Origin of the sequence: Mesorhizobium sp. WSM4904, assembly GCF_029674545.1 — a bacterium.
GTDB lineage: Bacteria > Pseudomonadota > Alphaproteobacteria > Rhizobiales > Rhizobiaceae > Mesorhizobium.
This window is the reverse complement of the sequence record NZ_CP121354.1, coordinates 2,150,599-2,171,994: the sequence shown is the minus strand read 5'-3', so window position 1 is coordinate 2,171,994 and position 21,396 is coordinate 2,150,599. Positions and strand designations below refer to the sequence as shown.

Annotated in this window: 17 protein-coding genes and 2 pseudogenes; 2 read left to right on the top strand and 17 right to left on the bottom strand. The window is 63.6% G+C overall.

Translation table 11 applies throughout. The features are described 5' to 3' along the window. Positions 1–9: 9 nt before the first annotated feature. The 7 genes and pseudogenes from QAZ47_RS10330 to QAZ47_RS10300 form a co-directional block, all read right to left on the bottom strand. Positions 10–1,104, bottom strand: a complete 1,095-nt coding sequence (locus QAZ47_RS10330) for a DUF4238 domain-containing protein (protein ID WP_278233172.1) — start codon at positions 1,102–1,104, stop codon at positions 10–12. Between the two features lie 374 nt (positions 1,105–1,478). After that, positions 1,479–1,862: a hypothetical protein gene (locus QAZ47_RS10325; RefSeq protein ID WP_278233171.1), complete on the bottom strand. Its 384-nt coding sequence runs from the start codon at positions 1,860–1,862 to the stop codon at positions 1,479–1,481. 167 nt (positions 1,863–2,029) lie between these two features. Then, positions 2,030–2,203 carry a hypothetical protein gene (locus QAZ47_RS10320; protein ID WP_278233934.1) on the bottom strand — a complete coding sequence of 58 codons (174 nt, stop codon included), beginning with the start codon at positions 2,201–2,203 and terminating at the stop codon, positions 2,030–2,032. Continuing rightward, positions 2,203–2,457 carry a GlsB/YeaQ/YmgE family stress response membrane protein gene (locus tag QAZ47_RS10315; RefSeq protein WP_278233170.1) on the bottom strand — a complete coding sequence of 85 codons (255 nt, stop codon included), beginning with the start codon at positions 2,455–2,457 and terminating at the stop codon, positions 2,203–2,205. Before QAZ47_RS10315 ends, QAZ47_RS10320 begins: the two co-directional genes overlap by 1 nt. 212 nt (positions 2,458–2,669) lie before the next feature. Further along, positions 2,670–2,873, bottom strand: a pseudogene (locus QAZ47_RS10310) (hypothetical protein). 67 nt (positions 2,874–2,940) lie between these two features. After that, positions 2,941–3,561, bottom strand: a complete 621-nt coding sequence (locus QAZ47_RS10305) for a ribonuclease D (RefSeq protein ID WP_278206650.1) — start codon at positions 3,559–3,561, stop codon at positions 2,941–2,943. A 146-nt stretch (positions 3,562–3,707) separates the two neighbouring features. After that, positions 3,708–5,093 (bottom strand): M20/M25/M40 family metallo-hydrolase, encoded by a 1,386-nt coding sequence (locus QAZ47_RS10300; protein ID WP_278233169.1) that lies wholly within the window; start codon positions 5,091–5,093, stop codon positions 3,708–3,710. Between the two features lie 537 nt (positions 5,094–5,630). Here QAZ47_RS10300 and polA point away from each other — a divergent pair. Further along, positions 5,631–8,597 carry a DNA polymerase I gene (gene polA, locus QAZ47_RS10295; protein WP_278233168.1) on the top strand — a complete coding sequence of 989 codons (2,967 nt, stop codon included), beginning with the start codon at positions 5,631–5,633 and terminating at the stop codon, positions 8,595–8,597. A gap of 206 nt (positions 8,598–8,803) precedes the next feature. Here the strand turns inward: polA and QAZ47_RS10290 are convergent, their stop codons facing one another. From QAZ47_RS10290 to QAZ47_RS10255, 8 genes and pseudogenes are all read right to left on the bottom strand, one after another. Further along, a complete protein-coding gene (locus QAZ47_RS10290) occupies positions 8,804–9,208 on the bottom strand; it encodes a Fur family transcriptional regulator (protein ID WP_059184736.1) in 405 nt (134 codons plus the stop codon). A gap of 127 nt (positions 9,209–9,335) precedes the next feature. Continuing rightward, on the bottom strand, positions 9,336–10,382 hold the full coding sequence (gene mgrA / locus QAZ47_RS10285) for an L-glyceraldehyde 3-phosphate reductase (RefSeq protein WP_278206644.1): 1,047 nt from the start codon (positions 10,380–10,382) through the stop codon (positions 9,336–9,338). Positions 10,383–10,492: 110 nt separating this feature from the next. Continuing rightward, positions 10,493–11,635, bottom strand: coding sequence for a Gfo/Idh/MocA family oxidoreductase (locus tag QAZ47_RS10280; protein ID WP_278233167.1), 1,143 nt, complete (start codon positions 11,633–11,635; stop codon positions 10,493–10,495). An 11-nt stretch (positions 11,636–11,646) separates the two neighbouring features. Next, positions 11,647–12,393, bottom strand: coding sequence for a sugar phosphate isomerase/epimerase (locus tag QAZ47_RS10275; protein WP_278233166.1), 747 nt, complete (start codon positions 12,391–12,393; stop codon positions 11,647–11,649). A 37-nt stretch (positions 12,394–12,430) separates the two neighbouring features. Then, the gene (locus tag QAZ47_RS10270; RefSeq protein WP_278233165.1) at positions 12,431–13,540 is read right to left on the bottom strand and encodes an ABC transporter ATP-binding protein; all 1,110 of its coding nucleotides are present in this window, start codon (positions 13,538–13,540) and stop codon (positions 12,431–12,433) included. After that, positions 13,540–14,415: pseudogene (locus tag QAZ47_RS10265) on the bottom strand (carbohydrate ABC transporter permease); the annotation flags it as partial. The pseudogene QAZ47_RS10265 and the gene QAZ47_RS10270, both read right to left, overlap by 1 nt. 67 nt (positions 14,416–14,482) lie before the next feature. Beyond that, positions 14,483–15,376 carry a sugar ABC transporter permease gene (locus QAZ47_RS10260; RefSeq protein ID WP_278233163.1) on the bottom strand — a complete coding sequence of 298 codons (894 nt, stop codon included), beginning with the start codon at positions 15,374–15,376 and terminating at the stop codon, positions 14,483–14,485. Between the two features lie 85 nt (positions 15,377–15,461). Then, positions 15,462–16,700 carry an ABC transporter substrate-binding protein gene (locus QAZ47_RS10255; protein ID WP_278206637.1) on the bottom strand — a complete coding sequence of 413 codons (1,239 nt, stop codon included), beginning with the start codon at positions 16,698–16,700 and terminating at the stop codon, positions 15,462–15,464. Between the two features lie 385 nt (positions 16,701–17,085). Here QAZ47_RS10255 and QAZ47_RS10250 point away from each other — a divergent pair, with 385 nt between their 5' ends. After that, positions 17,086–18,129: a LacI family transcriptional regulator gene (locus QAZ47_RS10250; protein ID WP_278206636.1), complete on the top strand. Its 1,044-nt coding sequence runs from the start codon at positions 17,086–17,088 to the stop codon at positions 18,127–18,129. 85 nt (positions 18,130–18,214) lie between these two features. Here the strand turns inward: QAZ47_RS10250 and gndA are convergent, their stop codons facing one another. Together gndA and QAZ47_RS10240 are read right to left on the bottom strand one after the other, a co-directional pair. Continuing rightward, the gene (gene gndA / locus QAZ47_RS10245; protein ID WP_278233162.1) at positions 18,215–19,639 is read right to left on the bottom strand and encodes an NADP-dependent phosphogluconate dehydrogenase; all 1,425 of its coding nucleotides are present in this window, start codon (positions 19,637–19,639) and stop codon (positions 18,215–18,217) included. Between the two features lie 100 nt (positions 19,640–19,739). Next, entirely contained in the window at positions 19,740–21,374 is a 1,635-nt protein-coding gene (locus QAZ47_RS10240) for a copper resistance CopC/CopD family protein (RefSeq protein WP_278233161.1), read from the bottom strand. Positions 21,375–21,396 lie beyond the last annotated feature (22 nt).

Sequence of the window (21,396 nt, the reverse complement as noted above, 5' to 3'; positions counted from 1 at the left end):
TTGGCCCCCTTAGCCACGCACCTTGCGCCAAGGCGGACTGTTCTGGAGGCGCGATGTCGCCGTAGTCCGGCGTCGAAAGCCTGCGCCCGTGTCATTGGTGTAGACGAAAGGCTTGTTCCGAAACTTGAGGAACGAGGGCCATCGTGGTGGCACCGGCCTGACGGCCCTCACGTGGACAAGCACGTCGTCGTGCTCGGCGATGTCCTTCGCATCCACGACAGCATAGCGGGTGTGGGTTGCGGTTTCACCGTCAGATACGGCCGCCATGACGTTGAACCGGCTTAGAGGCCTCAGCTGCGCCACTGAAGCCGCCATCGTTTGCACGTCATTACCGGAACTCCGATCGCCAAAATACAGATTTGCCGCACAGTTCAATACCTGGTGGTGATTGCAGGCAAGAATGTCTGCCGGTTTTGGCACATTGATCCACCCGCCCACATGCTCAGCTTGATAGACATCACTATCCAGGAAAATGGCCAGAAGTGTTGGCGTAAGCGGCAGGAACAACAAGGCTCCAGCACTGGAGACGCCGAAAGATCTGTCTCGGACGCGCTGTTGATGCCATCGGTTGGCGAGAACGGCGGGATCATCGGACGTGATGAACGGCACTGACGTGAGGTTTCGAACAACTCGTACCTTAAGATCGTCCACGACGGCCATCGTATGGGCGTAGTGGCGCATCGCAGCAATGACGGCGGTTTTCACAGCCTCCTTGAATGTCGGTTGTTTGCAGCTGACACCACTGACGTTCGTGGCGGCGAAAGCGAACTCTGCGGATCGACGCGCAGCGGCTTCTGTGCGGACATGCTGTAGGTAAGCGAAACGCCTCAAGATTGTGGCATGTGATTCGTTAACAAGGGCGCCCGGTTTATGGAGGGAAGCAACACACCGGCCATAGTATCCTTCGACGGCTTGGATCGCCTCTTCGAGCTTCGAATCCTGCCCATAGAAGTAATCCCTGGAACACTGATTTTTCACCGGCGCGTCGAAAATCACCTTCTTCCGATCAAGATTGAACAGGTGGATGGCTTTGCCTTCTGCGCAAACGCTGAAAGGCGTTAAGTGCACCCTGGGGACGAAATGCTGATTCTTGTTCTCGGCCATGCAATAGTATGATCCGCCGTTCCGATCCGTCTTCAGGGGTCTTAAGGGCCATGCTCGGTTGTTGCATATCACATGGGCTTCCTGCGGGGATCTAGCACTCGGCTGCGCTTTGGCAGCGTGCGGGGCTTCAATCGTAGAGACGTACCAACGCCCCGCTCGACGGCCGGGAACGGCTTCAAGTGGGAGAACCGAGACAATCGAAAATGCTTGGTGATTTCCCAGCTCTGGTCGCGCGGGGCGAAGCTCTCGCCCGTCGCGACCAAGCGACTCCGGGCGAGATCGCGGTCGTTTGAACCTTGTCGGAGCGCGGTCGGTGCGAGAAATCCGACCGCGCTCCTTGCCGGACTGCATCCGGCGGGCAAGTCGGCTGTGGACTAGTCGAGCACGGCGCGGACCGACAGCGCCGCTCTCGATGCCTGCATCACGTCGCCGACATGGCAATAGCAGACGATCTCGTGCAGCTGATAATCGGTCAGCTGGAAGAAACGCTTCGCCTCTCCATAGCTGTCGCCCTTCAAACCTTCATCGTGCAAAACCGGGTCTTCCAGGGCCACCGATATCGGCGAGCCGTCGCCGCGCATGACATTGCGTTCCGCCGGGGCGCGGTACTCGGTGCCGGTAAGCGCGGTCAGGAGCCGGCTGGGCTCACGTTCGAGAAGCTCCGCCCAACGCTCGAGGCGCTGGGTTCGGCTCATTGCGGGTTTAGCGGTGCGGACCTCGGCAACGGCGTGCAGCTGGTCCAGTGTTTGGTGCCTCATGGCAACCTCCTAGTGGCTAGGTTGGTCGGCCCCAAACTCCCTATGTCCGGAATGATATCGCCGAACCGCCCGGACGTCATCTTGTTTGCCGCCCGCTCCCGCAAGATTGATGGGAGCCGTCATCCGGAGCAGCCCGGTCAAGCCGCGAGATGCGGACGCGACCCGGCTCAATTCTGTTGGATCGAGATGCCCTTGTCGTCGATCTTGAGCTCCACGCCCTTCGGCCGGGTTTGCTCACGATAGATATAGATGCCGAGCGCGATGATCACGACCAGCAGCGCGCCGATGATCAGATAGAGCATGTTCTGCTTCATGGCGCGCCCTTGAAGCATGCCGGGCATCAAGCCTGCTTCACCAGTTTGATCAGCACCAGCAGGATCACCGCGCCGATGGTGGAGTGGATGATCGCGGCGAGAATGCCACCGCCTATGGCAAAGCCCAGCCTTGGGAAAATCCAGCCGGCGATCAAGGCGCCAACGATGCCGATGACGATATTGCCGATCAGCCCGAAGCCGAAACCCTTGACGATGAGGCCGGCGAGCCAGCCGGCGATGGCGCCAACGATGATGAAGACAAGGAGACTTTCGATACCCATGCAGGTTCCCTCCAGGCAAGCGGCGAGAGCGGAGCGAGGCTCCGAATCGCCTTCGAGATCAACGACTTCAAGCTATGCGAAAGTCCTTGTCGGCGCCAGCGACGGCGCTACCAACGTATGCCGCCCAAAAGTGAGCAGCGGTTTCGGGAAAACGACATGCGTAAAAAAGGCTAAAAGCGCGTCGCCTCAATCCGGCTCATAGCGACGCGCTTTTAGTCGTCTTCATCATCGCCCGATGCAGGCCGCCAGCTCGTCGGATCGACCTTTTTCTGGGTGTCGCTGTCGGTGTAGACCTACCAGCCGCCGTCGCGATACTGGCCGACGGACTCGTTGATCACGCCGTCGCTGTCTTTCCACATGACGGTGACCTTGGAGCCGTCCTTCGGCGCGCTCGCTATCGGTTTGCGCTCTGCCATTTCATTCCCTCCCAATCTCATTCCGACAATGGACCGGCAGGAACGTCGCTCGACGCGCCGGGTTCCGTCAGCTATGCGCGAAGATGTCTTCCTCCGCCCAGCCCATCAGGTCGAGCTTGGCGCGCGTCGGCAGGAAACGGAAGCAGGCGTCGGCCTCCTTGCTGCGGCCCTCGCGCGCCAGCCGCATGGCCAGCACCTCGCGCAGTCGGTGCAGGTAGAGCACGTCGGATGCGGCATATTCGAGCTGCTCGGGCGAGAGCGTTTCGGCCGCCCAGTCCGACGACTGCTGCGCCTTGGACAGGCCGATGCCGAGCAGTTCGCTGCAGATATCCTTCAACCCGTGGCGGTCGGTATAGGTGCGGGTCAGCCGCGAGGCGATCTTGGTGCAGAACACCGGCTCGGCCATCGCGCCGAAGGCGTGGTAGAGCACGGCAATGTCGAAACGGCCGTAGTGGAACAGCTTGGTGACGGCGCGGTTCCTGAGCAGCGTGACCAGGTTCGGCGCCTTCCTCTGGCCCGGCGCGATCTGGATGACGTCGGCGCTGCCGTCGCCCGGCGAGATCTGCACCACGCAAAGCCGGTCGCGATGCGGGTTGAGCCCCAGCGTTTCCGTATCGATGGCCACCGCCGCGACATTGTAGCGGGACAGGTCCGGCAGATCGTTCTTGTGGAAACGGATGTCGGTCATTCTCTTCTCCGGATCGCGGCCGCAATGCCGCGCATCCCTTGGGATGCGCAAGCATGCGGCAGCGCGTTGCGCTGGTAATCCGTCCTCGCCGCGATCCGGAGAAAAATCAACAGAAAGTTGGTTTTCAACCCTTCGACGATCTCGCCTCAGCGGGTCAGCGCGTCGAGGATGCGCGCCCAGGAACGCTGCCCCTTGTGGAAGGAGGTGAGCTCGTACTTCTCGTTGGGCGAATGGATGCGGTCGTCATCGAGGCCGAAGCCGACCAGCAGCGATTCCATGCCGAGATAGGTCTGGAAATCGCCGACCACGGGAATGGAGCCGCCGCCGCCGGTGGTGACGGCCTGCTTTTCCCATTCGTCGGACAGCGCATCCTTGGCCTTGGCGAGGAAAGGCGAGTCGTACGAAAGCTGGATCGCCGGCGAGCCGCCGTGCGGATGGAACTCGACCGAGCAGTCGCCCGGAATGCGCTCGCGAACGAACGCCTGGAAGGCGTCGCGGATCTTCTTCGGATCCTGCTTGTGCACGAGGCGGAACGACACTTTCGCCGATGCTTCCGCCGCGATCACCGTCTTGAAGCCCTTGCCGGTGTAGCCGCCGATGATACCGTTGAATTCGGCCGTCGGCCGCGCCCAGGTGAGCTCGAGCAGGGAGCGGCCCTTTTCGCCGGCGGGAATGGAAAGCCCGACCGGTCCGAGGAAGGTCTCGGCCGTTTCGCCGAGCCCCTCCCACGACTTCAGCACTTGGCTAGGCGTCTCCTCGACACCTTCATAGAAGCCCGGGATGGTGACATGGCCATCCTTGTCATGGACGTCGGCGAGTATCCTGGCCAGGATCCGGATCGGATTGGCGGCCGGGCCGCCATAGAGGCCTGAATGCAGGTCGCGGCTGGCGGCCTTGACGATGACCTCCTCGCCGACCATGCCGCGCAGCGAAACGCAGATCGAAGGCGTCTCGCGGTTCCACATGCTGGTGTCGCAGACCAAAGCGAAATCCGCTTTCAGCTCGGCTACGTTCGCCTCGAGGAACGGCTTCAGCGACGGCGAGCCGGATTCTTCCTCGCCCTCGAACAGGATGGTGACGCGGCACGGCAGGTTGCCGTGTACCTGCTTCCAGGCGCGGCAGGCCTCGACGAAGGTCATCAACTGCCCCTTGTCGTCGGCCGAGCCGCGCCCAGTGATCACCTTGCGGCCGGGCTCGACCTCCTTGATCGACGGTGCGAACGGATCGGTTTCCCAGAGCTCGATCGGATCGACCGGCTGCACGTCGTAATGACCGTAGAACAGCACGTGTGGCGCGCCGGCCGGCCCTTCGTGATGCGCCACCACCATCGGGTGTCCGGGCGTGTCGCGCACGCTGGCGTCGAAGCCGATCAGCTTGAGCTCGGCGACCAGCCATTCGGCACCCTTGCGGCAGTCGGCGGCATAGGCGGGATCGGTGGAGATCGACTTGATGCCGAGCAGGCCGAAAAGCCGCTCCAGGCTCTGGTCGAGATTCTGGTCGAGACGGTCGAGGACAGGGGAGATTCTGGACATTTCTTCAGCCTTTCGATTCTGGCCCCGACCCTAAAGGGGCGAGCCGAAAACGCAAAGCCGTGATCGTTGGACCAAGGGCTCTGGTTTCGGTAACACGCAGGCTGCAGGGCAAAAAAGAACCGCCGTGGTGGAGGGGGAACCACGGCGGTCTTTACTCGAAACGTTGCGGCAGCCCGGAGAGGGGGGATAGGCTGCCGCAGTTTGCCCGGGATAGGCGGGGGACGGGCCTTACTCCGGACTTCGGCGAAAACTGCCGATGACAGCTATTTGGGTCCGTGAACATGGCGATTCAAGGGCACGAAAATTACACTTTTGTAACATAGCCGTGAGCGGCCGGATTCTTATGCACGTCGCACAAAATGCGCGGCGGTTTTGGGACCCGGCATGCATCAAACATAGGCTGAAGGCGCGTCACCCGATTCCCTGTCGGCCCGATGCGCTTTGACGGACAGTATCTGTCAGGGGCGTTGCCGGAACCCGTGGGTTGCGCAGCCTTTGGCATGGACCGCGACGCCCTGCCGCGCTATCCCTGCCGGCATGAAAAAAGGCGATCATCTCTTTCTTGTCGACGGCTCCGGCTACATTTTCCGCGCCTACCACGCGCTGCCGCCGCTCAACCGCAAATCCGACGGCCTGCCGACCAGTGCCGTGCTCGGCTTCTGCAACATGGTGTGGAAGCTGATGCAGGACGCCCGCAACACCAGTGTGGGCATTGCGCCGACGCATTTCGCCGTCATCTTCGACTATTCCTCGAAAACCTTCCGCAGCGATCTCTATCCCGAATACAAGGCCAACCGCTCGGCGCCGCCGGAAGACCTCATCCCGCAATTCGGCCTGATCCGTCAGGCGACCGTGGCCTTCAATCTGCCCTGCATCGAGATGGAAGGCTTCGAGGCCGACGACATCATCGCCACCTATTGCCGGCTCGCCTGTGAAGTTGGCGCCGACACCACCATCGTCTCTTCCGACAAGGACCTGATGCAGCTCGTCGGCCCGACGGTCCGTATGTACGATCCCATGAAGGATCGCCGGATCAGCATCCCCGAAGTGATCGAGAAATGGGGCGTGCCGCCGGAAAAGATGATCGACCTGCAGGCGCTGACCGGCGACTCGATCGACAATGTGCCGGGCGTGCCGGGCATCGGACCGAAGACCGCGGCGCAGCTTCTGGAGCAATTCGGCGACCTCGATGGGCTTTTGGCCCGCGCCGGCGAAATCAAGCAGGACAAGCGGCGCGAAACCATCATCGCCAATGCCGACAAGGCGCGCATCTCGCGCGAGCTGGTGACGCTGAAGAACGACGTGCCGCTGAAGGAAGGGCTGGACGATCTCATCCTGCATGCGGCGGACGGCCCGAAACTGATCGGCTTCCTGAAGACCATGGAATTCACCACGCTGACCCGCCGCGTCGCGGAAGCAACCGGAACCGATATCGGCGACGTGCAGGCGGCGCCCGTCACCATCGAGCGCGCCGATACCGCGCACGGCCCCGATGTCGGCGCCGGCGCGCCGCCGGCCCCAAGGCCGGCCATGGCGACGCCGAACGGCGCCGCGAAGCCTGCCGCGCCAGTAAGGGCGGAAGACGCTCCGCCACAGGGGGACACTCCTTCCCTGCTCTCGGCGCTGCGGCTGGAGCAGGCGACGGCGCGCAAGATCGACCCTTCGGCCTATACGGCCATTCGCGATACGGCCACGCTCAAATCCTGGATCGCCGAGGCGAAAGAGGCCGGCATTCTGGCCTTCGACGCCGAGACCACCTCGTCCGACCCGATGCAGGCCGAGCTGATCGGCCTCTCCATGGCGGTTGCGCCGGGCCGCGCCGTCTATGTGCCGATCGCCCACATGAACGGCAGTGGCGACCTGCTCGGCGGCGGCCTGCTGGCCGACCAGATCCCGGTCCGAGAAGCGCTGGCGCTGCTCAAGCCGCTGCTGGAGGACAGGTCGGTCCTCAAGATCGTGCAGGACATGAAATACGACATCGTCGTGATGAGCCGGCACGGCATCGAGGTTGGGCCGTTCGACGACACCATGCTGGTCTCCTATGTGCTCGATGCCGGCACCTCCGGCGGCCACGACCTCGCCTCGCTGTCGGAGAAGTGGCTCGGCCATGCGCCGGCCTCGAAGAAAGAGCTTGCCGGCTCGGGAAAGAGCGCCGTCGGCTTCGGCCAGGTCGACATCGGCCGGGCCACCACCTATGCCGGCGAGCAGGCCGATCTGGCGCTGCGACTCTGGCAGTTGCTGAAGCCCCGGCTCGCCGCCAAGGGCCTCGTCTCCGTCTATGAACGGCTGGAGCGGCCGCTGGTGCCCGTGCTCGCCCGCATGGAGCAGCGTGGCATTTCGATCGACCGGCAGATCCTGTCCAGGCTGTCGGGCGAGCTGGCGCAGGGTGCCGCCCGCGTCGAGGAGGAGATATACGGGATCGTCGGCGAGCGCATCAACATCGGCTCGCCCAAGCAGCTCGGCGACATATTGTTCGGCAAGATGGGCCTGCCCGGCGGCTCCAAGACCAGGACCGGTCAGTGGTCGACCTCGGCGCAGCTTCTGGAAGACCTTGCCGCCGAAGGCCATGAGCTGCCGCGCAAGATCGTCGACTGGCGCCAGCTCACCAAGCTGAAATCGACCTATACCGATGCGCTGCCGGGCTTCATCAATCCCGGCACCAATCGCGTCCACACCTCGTATGCGCTGGCGGCGACCACGACAGGACGCCTGTCTTCCTCCGATCCCAATCTGCAGAACATCCCGGTGCGCACTGCGGAAGGCCGCAAGATCAGGACTGCCTTCATCGCCGAGAAGGGCCACAAGCTGGTCTCGGCCGACTACAGCCAGATCGAATTGCGCGTGCTGGCGCATGTCGCCGAGATCCCGCAGCTCAAGCAGGCCTTCGCCGACGGCGCCGACATCCACGCCATCACCGCGTCGGAAATGTTCAACGTGCCGGTCGAGGGCATGCCTTCGGAAGTGCGCCGGCGTGCCAAGGCGATCAATTTCGGCATCATCTACGGCATCTCGGCCTTCGGCCTCGCCAACCAGCTGTCGATCCCGCGCGAGGAGGCAAGCGCCTACATCAAGCGCTATTTCGAGCGCTTCCCGGGTATCCGCGACTATATCGAGGAAACCAAGGCCTATGCGCGCGAATACGGCTTCGTCGAGACCATCTTCGGCCGCCGCATCCACTATCCGGAGATAAGATCTTCCAACCCGTCGGTCCGCGCCTTCAACGAGCGCGCCTCGATCAACGCCAGACTGCAGGGCACGGCGGCCGACATCATCCGCCGCGCCATGGTGCATATGGAAGAAGCGCTGGAGAAGGCCAAGCTGTCGGCCCGCATGCTGCTGCAGGTGCATGACGAGCTGATCTTCGAGACGGTGGAAGCGGAAGTCGAAGCGACGATCCCAGTCGTGCGCCGGGTGATGGAGAACGCGCCGATGCCGGCAGTCTCGATGTCGGTGCCGCTGCATGTCGATGCGCGTGCTGCGGACAACTGGGACGAGGCGCATTAACGCCTCAGATTCGTTCGTCATCCACGGGCGGAGCAAGGAGCGAAGCGACGCGCGCAGACCCGAGGATCCATGCCGTGACGCTAAGGCGTTGCAACGGTTCAGAATTCTGCTCCGCTGCACTCTACGGCCAAGGTAACGGAATGGATCCTAGGGTTTCCGCGACGTCGCTTCGCGACTGCTACACCCTAGGATGACGACTCCAGGGGCTAAGCTGCTTCAGCTCTGCACTTCGCGCACACGCCGCGAAACTCGATCACCGCCTTCTTGGCGGCAAAACCCGTCGAGCGCACCCACTCGTCCAGGCGATGGTCGACATCATGGTCGGACATTTCGGTCACTTGGCCGCAACTGTCGCAGATCGCGAAGGCCGTCATCGAGTGGCTGTGGTCGTGCGGCTCGGCGCAGGCGACGAAGGAGTTGAGGCTTTCGAGCCGGTGCACGAAGCCTGACTTCACCAGCGTGTCTAAAGCGCGATAGACCTGCAGCGGCGCCCGGAAGCCGCGCTCGCGCAGCTGGTCAAGCAGCATATAGGCGCTGAGCGGCCCGCTGGCGGCCTCGAGCTTCTCGAGCACGCACAGCTGGTTCTTGGTCAGCGCATCCCTTGCCGTCATCTTGTCCGTCCGGTCGTCGCGTCGTTTCGCGTGCCGATTGCGCACATGAAACGCTCTCCGCCCATGAGATAGCGACGAATGCGCATTTTTGCCACTGTTTCCGCAGTTGGCTTGCCTGGCGCAGCCACTACTTGCGCGGCGGCCCCCTGCGCTCGGCGGAAGCCGCCCACAGGTTGATGTCGGCCTCACGGGCGTAAGTGTCGATCTCGGCGAGCTCGGCATCGCTGAACTCGAGCGTCTTGAGCGCGCCGACGCAATCCTCGACCTGCTCCGGCCGGCTGGCACCGATCAGCGCCGTCGTCACCCTGCCTTTGCGCAGCACCCAGGCCAGCGCCATCTGCGCCAGCGTTTGACCGCGCCGGCCGGCGATGGCGTTGAGCGCCTTGATGTTGGCGATCGACTGGTCGTTGATGAAGGCGGGCCTCAGCGACTTGCCCTGGGATGCGCGGCTGCCCTCGGGAATGCCGCCGAGATATTTGTCGGTCAGCATGCCTTGCGCCAGCGGCGAGAACACGATCGAGCCGATGCCCAGCCCCTCCAGCGTGTCGAGCAGCCCGTCCTCCTCGACCCACCGGTTGAGCATCGAATAGCTCGGCTGGTGGATGAGGCAAGGGGTGCCTAGCTGGCGCAGAATGTCGGCCGCCTCGCGCGTGCGCTGCGAATTGTAGGAGGAGATGCCGGCATAGAGCGCCTTGCCCGAGCGCACCGCATGGTCGAGCGCACCCATCGTCTCTTCCAGCGGCGTCTCGGGATCGAAGCGATGGGAATAGAAGATGTCGACATAGTCGAGCCCCATCCGCTTCAGGCTCTGGTCGAGGCTCGCCAGCATATATTTGCGGCTGCCCCATTCACCGTAGGGACCTTCCCACATCCCGTAGCCCGCCTTGGTCGAGATGATCAGCTCGTCGCGATAGGCGGCGAAATCGGTACGCAGGATCTCGCCGAACGCGGTCTCGGCCGAGCCGGGTGGCGGGCCGTAATTGTTGGCGAGGTCGAAATGCGTGATGCCGAGGTCGAAGGCCTTGCGCACGATCGCCTGCTTGGTCCTGTGCGGCGTGTCGTTGCCGAAATTGTGCCACAGCCCGAGCGAGATGGCCGGCAGCTTGAGGCCGGACCGTCCGCAACGGTTGTAGATCATTTTCTCGTAGCGGTTCTCGGCGGCGACATAGGGCATGGGGAATCCTCGGGATCGAAGCGGCGCGGGGATCGCCGCTACTGACTTGAATCGATGCTTGCCCTCCATCCTTACCCTCTCCCCGCCGAAACGGGGAGAGGGGTCGCCACCTACTTTTTCTTCGCCAGGAGCGCCTTGGCCTCCTTGATGCCGAGCGCTGCCGGTCGCTCGCAAGTCGTCTGCATGGTGACGAACTTGCCGCTTTCGCCGGAGCGCAGGATGCCGGTCATGACATCGACGGCGTGCAGCGCCAGCTCCATCGAGCAGCGATGCGGCCGCCCTTCGGCGATGGCGATCGCCATGTCGGCAAGGCCTGCGGTGCGATAGTTGGCCATCATGCCCTGACTGTGCATCTCGTTGGGCACGCCGAACGGATGATCCCACTTGGGCAGCTTCTTCACCGGCTTGGTCGCATCGGTGAAGCGAACCTCGCCACCGAAGAAGTTCGGATCGGGCACGAAGACGGTGCCCGCCTCGCCATAGAGCTCCATCGGCGCGTGGCCATGGCTCCAGACGTCCCAGCTGGTGTTGAGCGTCACCACGGCGCCGTTCGCGAACTCCAGCAGCGCGTGGATGGTGGTCGGCGTGTTGACCGGGATTTTTTCGCCCGCACGGGGCTTTGAGCTGATCGTTCGCTCCTTGGCTGGCGTCGCCGCGAAGGCCGCAACCTGCTTCACCGGTCCGATCAGCTGGATCAGGTTGGTGACGTAGTACGGACCGATATCGAGCACCGGGCCGGCGCCCGGCTGAAAGAAGAAATCTGGATTGGGGTGCCAGTGCTCCATGCCATGGCCCATCACATGGCAGGTGCCGCTGGTGATCCTGCCGAGCTTGCCGCTGTCGATCAGCTCGCGCGCCAGCTGATGCGCGCCGCCGAAGAACGTGTCCGGCGCCGAACCGATGCGCAGCCCCTTCTTCTCGGCGCGTTTCTTGAGGTCGAGCCCTTCCTCGATCGACAGCACGAAAGGCTTTTCCGAATAGACGTGCTTGCCGGCCTCGAGCACCGCCTTCGACACTTCATAATGCACGGCCGGAACGGTGAGGTTGACGACGATGTCGATCTCGTCGTCCTTGAGAAGGTCGTTGACCGTCTCGGCGCGGAGCTTGAACTCCTTCGCCCGCATCTTCGCCGCGTCCATGTTGATGTCCGCGCAGGCGCGCATCTTGATGCCGCGAAACAGCGGCGCCAGCGAGAAATACGCCTTCGAGATGTTGCCGCAGCCGATGACGCCTACGCCAAGTTTGTTTGCCATGATGGTATGTCCTAGTAATTCTTGACGGATTCGATCGAGCGACGGGCGAAGCGCTCGATGTCGTTGGGGTTGTCCTGCTCCATGACGAAATACTTCGCCGCGCTTCTGGCGCGCAACGTCTTGACCAGGCCGGCCCAGTCGATGGTGCCGTGACCGACATCCGACCAGCCGTCCTCGTCGAGCCCCTCGCCTGGCTTGGCCATGTCCTTGACATGGACGGCATTGATGCGACTGCCGTGCCTCTCGATCCAGGGCAGCGGATCGGCGCCGCCGCGCACCACCCAGGCGACGTCCATCTCCCAGCCGATGTCGGGCGCCGCGGACAAGATATGGTCCTGCGGCAGCGAACCGTCGGCGAGCGCCTTGAACTCGAAATCGTGGTTGTGCCAGGCAAAGCCGTAGCCGCCTTTCTTCGTGGTCTCGCCGACCTTGGCGAGCCGCTCGCCGAAGCCGCGCCAGCCGGCAGTATCGCCGGGCCGCGCATCGGGCATGAGATAGGGGCAGATCAAGAGCGAGATGCCGAGCGCATCGGCTGTTCTGCGCACGCCGTCGAAGTCCTTTTCCAGCGCATCGATCGAGAAATGCCCGGTCGGCATGGCGAGCCCGTTCTTGTCGAGCTCGGCGCGGAAAGCCTTGGGATCGTCATAAACGCCGCCGAAGCCTTCGACTTCCTTGTAGCCGAGCTCGCCGAGCATCTTCAGCACGCCGTCCCATGGTTGGAAATTTCGGGCGCTGTAGAGTTGGAATGACCAGTTCATCTGTCCTGTCCGTTCTGCTTGGGGATGATTTTTCGGGTTAAAGGCGGCTGTCGGTCTCCGCGTCGAACAGCGAAGCGCGCGCCGGATCGAAGCCGATGCAGATCGCATCGCCATTGCGCAGCGTCTTGTCCGCTTCGACGCGGAAGGAGACGATCTGGCCGCCGAGCTTCGTCCAAACCAGGGTGTCGGAGCCCATCGGATCGACGATCTCGACGGTCGACTCGGCGGTGAAGGGCATCGCCTTGGCCGCTTCGCCCAGGGCAATGTGCTCGGGCCGGATGCCGAACACGCAGGGTTTGCCGGCACGGCCGTTGTCGCCATCGAACTGATAGCGCCCGAGCGGCACGGAAACACCATCGGCCTTGAACAGGGGAGCATCGCCCGCCTGCAACTCCCCTTTGAGGAAATTCATCGCCGGCGAGCCGAGAAAACCGGCGACGAAGCGGTTGACCGGACGGTTGTAGATCGTCTGCGGCGCATCGAGCTGCTGGATCACCCCGCCCTTCATCACCGCGATGCGGTCGGCCAGCGTCATCGCCTCGATCTGGTCGTGGGTGACGTAGATCATCGTGTTCTGCAGCCTGCGATGCAGAAGCTTGATCTCGACGCGCAGCTCCGAGCGCAGCTTGGCGTCGAGGTTGGAGAGCGGCTCGTCGAACAGGAAGACGTCGACGTCGCGCACCAGCGCCCGCCCGATCGCCACGCGCTGGCGCTGGCCGCCGGAAAGCGCCGAGGGCTTGCGCTGCAGAAGCGGTTCGATCTGCAGGATCTCGGCCGCGCGCGCGATGCGCTTGGCGATCTCCTCCTTCGGCACGCCGGCCACGCGCAGGCCGAAGGACAGGTTCTTCTCCACCGTCATCTGCGGGTAGAGCGCGTAGGACTGGAACACCATGCCGATGCCGCGGTCCTTCGGCTCTTCCCAGGTGACGTTCTTGCCCTTGATGAAGATGCGGCCTTCCGAAATGTCGAGCAGGCCGGCTATGCAGTTGAGCAAGGTCGACTTGCCGCAGCCCGACGGCCCGAGCAGCACGATGAACTCGCCCTCGGCGACGTCCAAGTTGAGCGTCTTCAGCACCGACATGACGCCGAAATTGAGCGACAGGTCCTGGATCGAGACGCTGGGATTGGCGATTGCTGCTGCCATCATCATCCTTTCACCGCGCCGGCGGCGATGCCGCGCACGAAGAGCTTGCCGGAAACGAAATAGACGATGAGCGGCACGAGGCCGGTCAGGATGGTCGCGGCCATGTTGACGTTGTATTCCTTCACGCCCTGCACCGAGTTGACGATGTTGTTGAGCTGCACCGTTATCGGATAGGTGTCGGGGCGGGTGTAGACGACGCCGAACAGGAAGTCGTTCCAGATGCCCGTCACCTGCAGGATGATGGCGACGACGAAGATCGGCAGCGACATCGGCAGCATGATGCGCAGATAGATGCCCCAGAAGCCGGCGCCGTCGACGCGCGCCGCCCTGAACAGCTCCTCAGGCATCGACGTGAAATAGTTGCGGAACAGAAGCGTCAGGATCGGCATGCCGAAGATCGAATGCACGATCACCAGGCCGGTGAGCGTGCCGTAGATGCCGATCTCGCGCAGGATGATGACGATCGGATAGATCATCACCTGATAGGGGATGAAGGCGCCGACGATCAGGATGATGAAGAAGCTGTCGGCGCCCTTGAAGCGCCAGTTGGCCAAGGCGTAGCCGTTCACCGAAGCGATCGCGATCGACAGCAGCACCGACGGCACGGTGATGCGCACCGAATTCCAGAAGCCGCGCGAAAGTCCGTCGCAATTGAGGCCGGTGCAGGCGGTCGCCCACGCCTTCACCCAGGGCTCGAAAGTGATCTCCAGCGGCGGCGAGAAGATGTTGCCGAGGCGGATTTCCGGCATGCCCTTCAGCGACGTGACGACCATCACGTAAAGCGGCAGCAGATAATAGAGCGCCACGACGATCAGCGTGCCGTAGAGGAAGATGTTGCGGCGGGAAAGCACATGCCGCGGCTTCGTTCCGCTCGGCCCCAATGTATCGGGCAACGGGGCCTCGCGCCGGAGGGCGTCCGCCTTAGCGGGGATGGAAGCAGCAATCTCAGCCATGCTTCTTGCCTCCGAATTCGAGATAGGCCCATGGCACGATCACGATGACCACCGAGAGCAGCATCACGGTCGAGGCGGCAAAACCCTGGCCGAGATTCTGGGCGAAGAACATGTAGTCGTAGACGTACTTCGCCGGCACTTCGGAGGCGATGCCAGGGCCGCCGCTGGTCTGGGCAACCACGAGGTCGTAGACCTTGACGATGCCCGCTGCGATGATCACCAGCGTGGTGATGAAGACCGGCCGCATCATCGGAATGACGATGAAGAGATAGGTCTTCCACATCGGGATGCCGTCGACCCGCGCGGCCTTCCAGATATCCTCATCGATGCCGCGCAGGCCGGCCAGCATCAGGCACATGATCAGCCCCGTGCCTTGCCACAGTGCTGCGATCGAAATGCCGTAGATGACGATGCTGGAATTGTAGAGCGGATCGAAGCTGAAGCTCGTCCAGCCGAGGTCGCGCACGACGCGCTGGACGCCGAAGTCCGGATTGAGCAACCACTGCCAGACAAGGCCGGTGACGATGAAGGACAGCGCGAAAGGATAGAGGAAGATGGTACGGAACGTGTCCTCGAAGCGGATCTTCTGGTCGAGGAGAGCCGCAAGCACGAAGCCGATGACCAGCGAGAACACCAGCGAGATCACGCCATAGATCAAAAGGTTCTCGATCGAGACGAGCCAGCGCGGCGTCGCCCACAGCCGGTAATATTGGTCGAGCCCGACGAAACTCAGCCGTGGCAGCAGCTTCGAATTGGTGAAGGAATAGAGCACCGTCCAGGCCGTGCCGCCGACGAAGACCACCAGCGCGGTCAGGATCATCGGGATCGACGCGACCTTGGCATTGAGATTGCGGAAAAGCTGGTTGGGGCGTTCGCTGTTGCTCATCTCGGCAGCCGCGCTGGGACAATGAGGACATCACGCTCCCGACCCCGGATAAGCAGGGGCCGGGAGCTGGCGGGGGCGCCGTCGATCAGTCGGCCGAAGCGATGATGTCGGCGAAGCGCTTCTGCGCCTCTTCGAGCGTCATGTCGGGCTTGGCGAAGAATTCGGAGAACAGATCCTCCTTCTGCTTCTGGCTGTCCTGCGAGAGCAGCTGGTCCGTCCACGGGATGACGGCGCCCTTGGCGAGGATCGCGAGACCCTTCTTCATGCAGTCGTTCGCCGTGTTGAGGTCGACGTCGCCGCGCACCGGCAGCGAGCCCTTCTTGAGATTGAAGGCGACCTGCGTCTTCGGATCGAGCAGCGTCTCGGCCAGGACTTCCTGCGCCTTGGCCTTGTCGGCGTCCTTCAGCAGCGGGAAGTAGAAGGCGTCGCCGCCGGTGGCGATGACCTCGTTCAGGCCGAGGCCGGGCAGGCAGGTGTAGTCCTTGCCGGCGGTCTTGCCGGCGACCTGGAACTCGCCCTGCGCCCAGTCGCCCATGATCTGGCCGCCTGCCTTGCCGGTGATGACGAGGTTGGTCGCCTGGTTCCAGTCCTGCACATTGGTGTTCTTGGCCATCTTGCGGGCGTCGTCGGCGGCCTTGAACACCTTGGCGATCTCGGGGCCGCCGGCGAATTTGGCGTCCTTTTCCTTGTAGACCTTGAGGAAGGCGTCGGTGCCGCCGACCGCGGCGAGCAGCACGTCGAAGGCGCCCGATGCCTGCCAGGGCTGACCACCGACGGCGAGCGGGGTGATGCCGGCCTTTTCCAGCGCCGGCGCAGCGGCCACGAACTCGTTCCAGTCCTTAGGCATCGGCACGCCTGCCTTCTGGAAGGCCTCGTTCGACAGCCACAGCCACTGCCAGGAATGGATATTGACCGGCACGCAATAGATCTTGCCATCGATGGTGCAACTATCGAGCAGGCTCTTCGGCCGCACGATTTCCGTCCACTTGTCCTTGGTGGCGATGTCGGTGAGGTCGCGCATCAGCCCGGCCTGGACAAGCTCCTCCGCCTGGCGGCCGTGGTTGAATTGGGTGGCGCCCATCGGGTCGCCGCCGGTGATGCGGCTGATCATGATCGGCCGCGCCGTGCCGCCGGAGCCGGCGATGGCGCCGTCGACCCAGTGATTGCCGGTCGCGTCGAAGGCCTTGGCAAGTTCAGCCACCGCCGCCGCCTCGCCGCCCGAAGTCCACCAATGGGTGACTTCGAGATCGGTCGCGGCCGCCGGTCCGGCGAAGTTGAGCGCGACCGTCGCGGCGAACGCGGCAGTCAGGAATTTGTATCGCATTTCGGTTTCCTCCCAGAATCTGAAACGTTACAGATTTTCGATACGGCAAATGACCGGCATAGGCAACCCCTCGAATGAACTTCGTCCAAGATTTTTTCGAGTCGCGAACAAAATCCTTCTGCTGGAAGCGCTCGGCAGTGTCTAGCTCAACCGAATGATGCCAAAACCCGCAGGAAACTGAGATTTCTTTGCGATTCCAGTGGCTTTCGGCCCACTTCCTCGCCACTGGCGGTGAAGATCGCGCTCAGCCGCCTAGTCTGGGGCGTTGGCAACCTGTAACGTTTCAGTATATTGAACCGCGTCACGGGCTGAAAGCCGCGCAAATGTCGACGCGAAGGATTGCCGGTCAGCCTCGCGGCTGTTATGCGCCTGATGGGCGGGACGAATGGACAGACGAACCAAGGACAAGGACGGCGGCACGTCGGCCAGGGAACGGCCGACGCTGAAGACGCTCGCCTTCATGACCGGGCTCGGCGTCACCACCGTCTCGCGCGCGCTGAAGGATGCGCCCGAAATCGGCGCCGAAACCAGGCGCCGCGTCCAGCTCGTCGCCAAGCAGATCGGCTACCGGCCGAACCGCGCCGGCGTGAGGCTCAGAACCGGCAAGACCAACGTCATCTCACTTGTGCTCAATACCGAGCACGAGCTGATGAGCTTCGTCTCGGACATCATCTACGGCGTCACCGAAGTGATCGCCGACACGCCCTATCACCTGATCGTCACGCCCTATTCGCGCTCGCAGGATCCGCTGGATCCGGTGCGCTACCTTGTGGAGACCGGCTCCGCCGACGGCGTCATCATCTCGCGCACGCAGCCCAACGATCCGCGCGCCCGCTACATGCTCGAGCGCGGCATTCCCTTTGCCACGCACGGCCGCACCGACATGGGGCTGGTGCATCCCTATCACGACTTCGACAACTACGCCTTCGCCGGCGAGGCCGTGCGCCACCTTGCCGGCATGGGCCGTCGACGCTTCGCTTTGGTGACGCCGCCGGTCGGCCTCACCTATTACGGTCATACGGTGAACGGCTTTGCCGACGCGCTGAGCGATGTCGGCGCCAGCGAGGTGCCGTTCAACACCGTCTCCATCGACCACACCATCGAGCAGATCCGGATGCGGACTGCGCAGCTCATGCGGCGGGAGGACCGCCCGGACGGCATCGTCAGCAGCGCCGCCGCAGCCACGCTTGCCGTCGTCGCCGGCATCGAGGATGCAGGCCTGAAGCTTGGCCGCGACGTCGACGTGGTCTCGAAACAGTCGTCGGAGCTGCTGCATCTGTTTCGGCGGGAACTGCTGGTCGTCAACGAGAATTTCCGGCTCGCCGGCTCCGAGCTCGCGCGCGCGGTGCTCGGCTGGATCGGCGGCGCCGACCCCGGATCGCTGCAGTCGCTCAGCACGCCGAGCGAGGTCTTGCCCTATCGGGGTTAGTGCTGGTTGCCGGTCAAGAATGGCCCTCTGCTCGACGCTGGAGATTGGCCAAGGCCACGCGGCTTCGTCATCCTCGGGCTTGACTCTAAGCAGCCCCGCTGCCCCAGGGCCCATGGAACGCGCCCTGCTCGCCGATGCGCTCGAAGCCATGCGCGCCGAAGAAATCGCGCTGCGCCTGGATCAGGTTCGAGGTACCGCGTCCCTGCCGGTAGCTGTCGAAATAGGCGAGCGCCGAGCACAGCGCCGGCACCGGCGAGCCGGCCTCCGAGGCTCTCGCAACGATCCGCCTGAGCGACGGATGCGCTTCCTTCATCATGGCGATGAAGGCCGGCGCCATCAGAAGGTTGGTGGAAGCGCCGCCGGAGCCGAAAGCTTCCGCCATCGTATCCAGCATCTGCGAGCGGATGATGCAGCCAGCGCGCCAGATCTTGGCGATGGTCGGCATCGGCAGGTTCCAGTTGAACTCTCTCGAGGCGCCGCTCATCACCGCGAAGCCTTGCGCATAAGCAGCGATCTTGCCGGCGAACAGCGCCAGCTCGAGATCCTTCAGAAGGGCTGCCTTGTCGCCGGAAATCTTCTCGACGCCGATATTGCCATAGGCCTTTTCCGCCGCCTGCCGCTCGTCCTTGATGGAAGACAGCACACGCGCCGCCACGGCCGCTTCGATCGCCGTCGCCGGAATGCCGAGCTGCTGCGCCTCGATGACCGACCATTTGCCGGTGCCCTTCTGGCCGGCGCGGTCGAGGATGACGTCGACCACCGGCTTGCCGGTCTTCGGATCGTCGGCCGCCAGAACCCTGGCGGTGATCTCGATCAGGTAGGAGTTGAGCCGGCCCTTGTTCCAGTCTTCGAAGACCTTGCCGATTTCCTTCGGTCCCATGGAGAGGCCGTCGCGCAGGATGCCATAGATCTCGGCGATCATCTGCATGTCGGCATATTCGATGCCGTTATGGATGGTCTTGACGAAATGCCCGGCGCCATCGGTCCCGAGCCAGGCGGCGCACGGCTCGTCCTTGAATTTCGCGGAGATCGCCGTCAGCACCTTCTCGACGCGCTTCCAGGACTCTTCCGTGCCGCCGACCATGATCGACGGCCCATGGCGCGCACCCTCCTCGCCGCCGGAGACTCCCATGCCGATGAAGGTCAGGCCCGAGCCAGACAGATCGGAGAAGCGCCGCATCGTGTCGCGGAAATTGGCGTTTCCGGCATCGATGACGATGTCGTTGTCGGAAAGCACGCCGCGAAGCGCCGCGATCTGCTCGTCGACCGGCTTGCCGGCCAGCACCATGATGATGATCGGCCGAGGCGGTCGGATCGCCGCGGCAAGTTCCTCCAGGCTGTAGCAAGGGACGACCCTGTCCTTCAGCGGACCGGCGCTCTCGACGAAGGCGTCGGTGCGCGATGGGGTGCGGTTGAAGACGGCGATGCGGTGCCCATGCTCGGCGATGTTGAGCGCCAGGTTGGAACCCATCGTGCCAAGGCCGATCAGGCCGATTTCGGCTTTTTCCATCGTTTCTTCCCTGCTTTCGAATGCTTTTGTTGGAGGCCGCGTTTTGCAAAGGATGATTGACGGGCCTTCGCGACCGCGTCAACCGCCTCGCCGAATAGTGTCACTCCGCTCTGATCTCGATCGGCGCCTCGATCTTCACCATCTCGAAATCCGAAACGAGAATATCGAGCCTGGCGTTCCAGCGGCCGGGCAGAGGGATGACGAGATTGTCCACCCGCCAGGTGCCATCGCCGGGCTTGGTCGCAGGACGCTTGATCGGCTCGATGCCCGAGTCCGGCTTGGACAGCACCAGAGTCACCTCTTTGGCGTCGAGCGGCCCGAAATCGCCGGTCATGATGACCATGGAAGCGGCGACCTGACCGGCGTGGCCGGGTATGATGCTGAGATCGGCCATCGCCTGCAGCGTATGGATATGGACCGATACCGGCTGCGCGGCGGCGATCGCCAGCGCGCGCGGCGGCGGCGTGAAGCGCCAGCCGGCGGCGACGCCGAAGATGGCGAGCACGATCAGCGTCTCGATGCCGATCGAACGCACCAGTCGCCGCTGCACTTCCGTGTCGCCCGCCTCGGCTGGCGCGGTGAGCGTCCAGCGGTTGACGGAGGCGAGCGTGAACAGGAACAGCAGCAAGGCAAGCTTCAAGAGCAGCAGGCGGCCGTAGGCTGTGTTGATCAGCGACGCCGGCTCCTGCACCTGGATGATCGCCAGCACGACGCCGCTTGCGGCAAGCACGGCAACGACAGGCAGGATCGCACGCGAGAACCGGCGTAGGAAAACCTTCGCCTCCGCCGGCTGGTATCGCAAGGCAAGGCCGAGCGGCGCCAGCGCGCCCGCCCAAAATGCGATGGCCGCGCTGTGCAGGAACACCAGCGACCGCGTCAGCCATTGCGGCTCGGCGGTGCTTGCATGGCCGCTGGCGGCAAGTGCCGCGCCCGCGCCGACGAGCCCGGCAAGCGCAAGCAGCTTGCGGAAAGCTCTGGGCCTGGCGAGGGACAGTAGGGCGAAGCCAAGCGCGATCAGGGCGACCAGGACCGTCCAGCCGAAACTGGTTTCAGCCGCGGTCGCCCAGACGATCGGCGCCGCAAACCGTGCGAGCGGCGCCCCGAGCGCGTCCAGCCCCTGAAAGCCGAGCGAAACCGGGGCGGCACCCAGTCCACAGAGCAGAGCGCCTGTGACGAAACGCCGGCCGCAGCGGCGGCTTTCGGCCAGCCAGGCGAGCGAGAAGGCGCCGCCGGCGCCGAGAAACAGGCCGACATAGAGGAAGAGCTTGCCGATCCAGATCGCTGTGCGCAGCGACCAGTCGACGGTTTCACCGGCGACAGGCGCCGCACTTGGCGCGCCGACGGAAAACAGCGCCGAGCCGCCGACCGGATGGCCGTCCTCCGAAATCACCCGCCAGCTCAGCACATGCGTGCCGGATTTGAGCGTCTCGGGATTGTCGATCTCGACGGTCCGGTCCGTGAGGCGGAAGGAGGTCAGGGCAAGCCGCGTGCCGTCCGGCCGCACGAGAGTAAGGACCAACGGCGAGACCGGCTCGCTGAAGGTCAGCGACAAACGGGCGGGACTCTGCATCAACACCGTGCCGTCGGCCGGATCGGTCGCGACAAGCGCCGCATGCGCGAAGGCGCGGCCAGGCAACACCAGCGCCAGCATCAGCACGAAAGCCGCGATCAGGCCGCCGGTGACTTGCCTGATGCGGCTGCCGCTCAGGCGGAATGGGTAAGATGCTGCGTTCATGCGGTCTTTCGAGAGGCGATGG